We start from the raw sequence: 5,251 nt of genomic DNA on the forward strand, positions 1-5,251 counted from the left end.
TATTTGAATCTTTTGTGCTTTGGTATTATTAGCCTCATCATTATCTTTAAAGGGAATAAAAGAAAGAAAGAGAAGTTTAGTATCTTGTAAGTTAATATTTGTAAGCTTAATACTAAAGTTTCCATTGTTGTTATAAGTCTCTATTGCTTTAGGAGATTTTAACTCTATACCTAAAGTAGAATAAGCTTTGTCTTTTTGTAGGATTGTTTGTAAAGTATAAGTAGAGGGGGTAGAAGACATATTATTGTAGTTGGCTTATGGTTTGTTTTTGGTGGGGAAAAATACTGCCAAAAGAATTATACACGGAAGCATGAACATTAGCGAATAGCTTAATATTTTATATATCAAAGGGGTAGATTCGCCATTATATTGGAATTGCAATAAATTCGTTCCCCATAACCACATTAAAATAAATAATGGTAACAGAATCCACGCATTTATGTTGGCATCTTTTAAGCGATTTGCTGTTGTGATAAAAAATGGCAAAGTCAATACTGCCATAGACACCATACAGCCAAACATATAAAAAAATAATAAATCTCCTAAATCCAATTTGGGATATTGAATGTCAAATAAGATTCTAAAAAGCCCTCGAGTAAAGCTGATACCATGAATTATAAATATCATTAAACAGATAACAAACATAAGGGTGCTTAGCCAAAAAACTAGATATTCTCTCCGAGAAAGCTTGGCTTCAAAGTTGAAAGTTATAGTGTTGTATAAAGGGGGCAATATAAAAGAATCGTAAAATTTTTTAATTAAAATTATAGTTTCCATTTTCTATCCTTGTTTGATGGATTTGCATTTGTTCTTTGACTAATTGGCTATTTAATTCATAATAATCTTGCCAAAAACTTATAGTGTATCCCTCACTTACACCCATATCGGCAATAATAGCAGAATGATACCATTTATTCATATAGCTTTTGCTATCTAGCAAGGCATCAGCATGAAACTTGATTTCAGCAGCAAAAGAATACATATTTACATTGCCTGTATGCGTTGCTAATATAATATTTTTCTCTAGTAAAGTCGGATTGGTTGGATTGTCAATAAGTATTGAATTATGTTTTATATCATAAATGCCAAATTTTATTCTATTTTGCTCTTCCAAGAATTTTTGGATTCTATTATTTGATTTAATTGAAGGAGTCAAATAAATATTGGAATGGCTATTGATGGATAAAATCTTTTTGATATACAATTCAGCTATAAAATACCCACCCACAGAATTTGCATTTCCAAAATATTTCCTTAATATCTCATCATATTTTTTTCTATCTTTTGCATATATGGGGTAATCAATAATGCTACCAATTTCACCATAATTTTTTTTAGACAAACATTCAACAAATCTTTGCATATCAAAAGAAATAAACGAGACTGCTATTCCGGGTTCGCTTGAATCTTTATTGATTTTCCCCATTGGGTATTCATTTTCTCTCATCTTTAATAAACCAAAGGACACATTGTAAAAATATTCACTAGAAGCAAGAATTCCATAAATATACCAATCATCATAATAGCTTTGCACTTCTAAGTTATTAATTCTCTCAATACCAACTTTAACAAAGACTTCCGCTAAAGATAGCTTACATATAGCGATTAATTCTTGCTCATCTATTTCTTTAGAATACACGAAATTATATTCTGTTAAATAACTTCCGAGATAAGTTTCCCTTAAAAGATTGCCAATACATTCTCTCAATCTCAATGTAGTTTCCCCCCTCCACCCCCTAACCACTTCATTCTCTTTAAAATCTTCAATAATTGGAATCTTAAATTGTTTAGTGATAGATTGTTTCTCTAAATCCTTAGATTCTATTTGAATCTTTTGTGCTTTGGTATTATTAGCCTCATCATTATCTTTAAAGGGAATAAAAGAAAGAAAGAGAAGTTTAGTATCTTGTAAGTTAATGTTGTTGTATTTATCTTTGGTAATGGTAGTATCTAATGGAATCTTGATTGTAGTTTGTTTATCTTTTAGTTTAGTGATAAAGTTAAGTTTATAATCTTGAATATAAATAAAGAGTGGAGAATCTTTAGTGAGGGTATTGTTGCTTTGGGATTCTTGAGTATTTGTTAGATTGGCTTGTGTTTCTTGTGTCGTATTGGAGGATTCTATCCACATTATTATTTGCAATCCTTACAATATTTCTTTACTATGCGTTCAATTTCGGCTTGGTAGTCTTTAGATTCATACATTCTCAAACACGAAAAAAAATATACGGGCTCATTTGGTTTTGGGTTCTCTTCATTTGCTTTAACATACACAAGATGATTGTTAATATATTGCACAATGTATTCTACAAGTTCCTCGTAACTATTATATCCTGCAATCATATTTTCAAAATAGATATTTAATGATGCTTTTATGTCATTAGAAGGCTCTGTTTGATGAAAATTAGCAAGACAATATGCTAATCCATATTCGCGCATATATTGTTTCTCATTGCGCTTATCTGCCGCAAAGATAAATGAATATGGCAAGAACATTAATAATATTAAATAGTATTGCGCTACTCTTTAGCATTTTACAATTCCCAAAAATAAAGCTCTTTGACAATGCAATTCGATTGCGGTAAATAATTTTTAGATTCCACATTCATATAATCTACTTTCATCGCCAAAATATCGCTTCCCATTTTTGCTTTTTAACACAGCAAATCCTCCCTCGTTAAGCTCAAAATCCCAAATTTCCGAATCTAGTTTTATTTTGCCTGTTATATTGCAAGGATAAAAACAATAAGCCACAGCTTGATAGCTATCATATTCTTTAGCGGATTGGAAAAAAGCTATAATGTTTTCTGTTTGAAAATCTTGCACGATTTGTGTATTGCAGGAATTTTTTACGCCTTCAATATAGGCTTCATTGTCTTGATATATTTCTCCAACTACAAAGAAAGGTTTGTTCATCTCTATAATTTCCACATTTTCAAAATTATCTGCATAAAGAAATAGACATATCGCAAATATCATATAGAGGATTTTCATAACTTTTCCTTTATATATTCTAGCAAGGATACACCCTCTGTTGAATGTTTATCTTTATAGGCAATTTTAGCATGAGCGTATATATCAGTTTTATTTATGTTAAATAATTCTAGTAAAACTATGATAAGTTGCTCTAATGTTTCTAATTGCTTAGTTGTAGCGTTTGGGTATCTTTCTGCTTTATTATCATATTTCCCTACCACTTCAATCCCTATACTATCAGAGTTTATAGGGTATCTATTGGGATAAGATTTTGTTTTTTCATAATTTGAAACTTTTATTTTTCTAGCACCATAAGAAGCTTTTTCTTTCCAAATATTTTCTATCAAAGCCTTTTCTTTTATATCCCAAGTTTTTTCTAGTTCGGTTTTAGAGCGAATATCCCCCACATGCTGTGTGTATTTATATAGACTTGCACATTGATAGATTGTGCCATTTTTATCAATTAAAAAATGTGTGCCTACTTTAGCATTATTTGGATTACTCCAAGTATCCAATGTGCTTTTTGCGGTGCTAGAATCCGTCCTATGTAATACAATAGCTTGTGGTTTAAAACTATTGGCATTAGAAAATTCAAGTCTAGCAATAGGGTATTTGATAATATCAATCCCTTGCAAATAACCCTCCTTATCTATGTAGTATTTATTATTTTGAATCTCTTTATTACTCAAAGATTCTCTTTTCCATTCTTTGATAATCTCATTCTCTTTAAAATCTTCAATAATTGGAATCTTAAATTGTTTAGTGATAGATTCTCTAAATCCTTGTTAAAAGATTGTATGTTTTCTTTATAAGTATTACATTTACTCATTGTTATCCTTAAAGTAGCAACCATCAATTCGGTAACTATGCTGTAATACGCAATCACAATCCACCTTTTCACAATCGCAAGGGGGAGGTTCGTTGGGATTCCACATCAAAACAATAAACAAAGCAACTAAAGTTACTATACAAAACATGATATGTTTGATAATGGCAATGAGATTATTGCCATATCTTCTTTTTTTAAATACCGCTATCAACAACAGAAGGTGATATAAAATAATCATACCATAAACACATACCGCAATAAAAGCCATAATCACAATAAGAAATGTTACAAGCGATTCTGGAACAAGGCGTCCAAAAGGAATACAATCAATGTTGGGAGGGCTAATTATATATTCAATAAGAATTGCCAATAACGCAATAACTGATGGCATAAATATAACTACAAAAGCACTACTTATTTGCTTTTTAGAACACATATTACTCCTCAATATTTAGCTTATTTTTATGTTTCATAACATATTGTATTAATATATCAGCATTAAAAGATTGTATGTTTTCTTTACAATCGTTGTATATCTCAAAACCAATCTTGATTGCTTCACTATCCTTTGGGTCATCACCTGTTAGAGAGTAATTATCAAAGAATTGCGCTATTCCTGCTCCCATAAGTAATTCAGTTTCACTAAACCCTACTACCTTACCAATGTAACCATAATGAATATTACTCCATATATCGTAGCCTATTTCATAAGTTATACCATTGTGAATACATCTGTGATAATATTGCTTGGATAAGCCCATTGTGGGAAAGAGTTTAGAGATTTGCCATTTGTGGTCCCAATTAGATTCGGACTTAACCAAATCATAAAAGGTTTTATATGATGAGCTTTTTATTATCGCAAATGTCGCATCTAACGAAAGTATCTTTGTGCTACCAATTTTAATTTTTAGGCTATTCTTAATATCTCTTGCCACCTCACTTTTTATATTCCTTTTCATCTCATCTACGATAAAATTAGCCACATCAATTGCTTCGAATCCTAGCTGAATAAAATTGTGTTGCTTTAAAGTCAAATCGGATTCATCGTCATAAGCAATAAGTAGGACAGCTTTATCTTTTTCATAATCTTCACTATACTCATTGTGGCTTAATTCATATTTAAATTCTTGATTTTGTTTGTGATAGTCATAAAATTTAATAGAATCTAACTTTCTCTCTCCTTTTACAATAGCATTTATCGTTTCTTTTGCGCCTATAATCTTTTTTATCTTGATTGGATTGTTTGCTTTTATCTTAAAATAGGTTGTGCAAGTTGAGTTTTGTTTGTCATCAATATTGTCAAACTTGGAAACTTTTTCTAAGAGATGAATTGCATTTTCTATTTCTCCCCTCCACCCCCTAACCACTTCATTCTCTTTAAAATCTTCAATAATTGGAATCTTAAATTGTTTAGTGATAGATTGTTTCTCTAAATCCTTAGATTCT

At 30.4% G+C, this 5,251-nt stretch carries 9 protein-coding genes; all 9 read right to left on the reverse strand.

The window, feature by feature from the left end; translation table 11 throughout:
* Positions 1-240 (reverse strand): hypothetical protein (locus LS69_RS09635; RefSeq protein WP_138124512.1); only part of this gene is annotated, 240 nt, incomplete at its 3' end.
* 15 nt (positions 241-255) lie between these two features.
* Positions 256-777 carry a DUF805 domain-containing protein gene (locus LS69_RS09640; RefSeq protein WP_138124515.1) on the reverse strand — a complete coding sequence of 174 codons (522 nt, stop codon included), beginning with the start codon at positions 775-777 and terminating at the stop codon, positions 256-258.
* Positions 755-2,131: a hypothetical protein gene (locus LS69_RS09645; protein ID WP_138124518.1), complete on the reverse strand. Its 1,377-nt coding sequence runs from the start codon at positions 2,129-2,131 to the stop codon at positions 755-757. The genes LS69_RS09640 and LS69_RS09645 overlap by 23 nt, the downstream gene beginning before the upstream one ends.
* Positions 2,132-2,133: 2 nt before the next feature.
* Positions 2,134-2,496: a hypothetical protein gene (locus LS69_RS09650; RefSeq protein ID WP_138124521.1), complete on the reverse strand. Its 363-nt coding sequence runs from the start codon at positions 2,494-2,496 to the stop codon at positions 2,134-2,136.
* 96 nt (positions 2,497-2,592) lie between these two features.
* Positions 2,593-2,994, reverse strand: coding sequence for a hypothetical protein (locus tag LS69_RS09655; protein ID WP_138124524.1), 402 nt, complete (start codon positions 2,992-2,994; stop codon positions 2,593-2,595).
* On the reverse strand, positions 2,991-3,665 hold the full coding sequence (locus tag LS69_RS09660) for a peptidoglycan recognition family protein (RefSeq protein ID WP_194145487.1): 675 nt from the start codon (positions 3,663-3,665) through the stop codon (positions 2,991-2,993). Before LS69_RS09660 ends, LS69_RS09655 begins: the two co-directional genes overlap by 4 nt.
* Entirely contained in the window at positions 3,662-3,805 is a 144-nt protein-coding gene (locus tag LS69_RS10590) for a hypothetical protein (RefSeq protein WP_194145488.1), read from the reverse strand. Before LS69_RS10590 ends, LS69_RS09660 begins: the two co-directional genes overlap by 4 nt.
* The gene (locus LS69_RS09665; protein ID WP_138124530.1) at positions 3,798-4,241 is read right to left on the reverse strand and encodes a hypothetical protein; all 444 of its coding nucleotides are present in this window, start codon (positions 4,239-4,241) and stop codon (positions 3,798-3,800) included. The genes LS69_RS10590 and LS69_RS09665 overlap by 8 nt, the downstream gene beginning before the upstream one ends.
* Before the next feature lies 1 nt (position 4,242).
* A partial coding sequence (locus LS69_RS10730; protein WP_202978670.1) for a polymorphic toxin type 44 domain-containing protein occupies positions 4,243-5,251 on the reverse strand: 1,009 nt, incomplete at its 5' end.

It is taken from the genome of Helicobacter sp. MIT 05-5294, assembly GCF_000765675.1.
Classification (GTDB): Bacteria; Campylobacterota; Campylobacteria; order Campylobacterales; family Helicobacteraceae; genus Helicobacter_D.

Coding starts and splice junctions, on each gene's coding strand:
- LS69_RS09640 (WP_138124515.1), bottom strand. CDS start 777: ATGGAAACTATAATTTTAATTAAAAAATTTTACGATTCTTTTATATTG.
- LS69_RS09645 (WP_138124518.1), bottom strand. CDS start 2,131: ATGTGGATAGAATCCTCCAATACGACACAAGAAACACAAGCCAATCTA.
- LS69_RS09650 (WP_138124521.1), bottom strand. CDS start 2,496: ATGTTCTTGCCATATTCATTTATCTTTGCGGCAGATAAGCGCAATGAG.
- LS69_RS09655 (WP_138124524.1), bottom strand. CDS start 2,994: ATGAAAATCCTCTATATGATATTTGCGATATGTCTATTTCTTTATGCA.
- LS69_RS10590 (WP_194145488.1), bottom strand. CDS start 3,805: ATGAGTAAATGTAATACTTATAAAGAAAACATACAATCTTTTAACAAG.
- LS69_RS09665 (WP_138124530.1), bottom strand. CDS start 4,241: ATGTGTTCTAAAAAGCAAATAAGTAGTGCTTTTGTAGTTATATTTATG.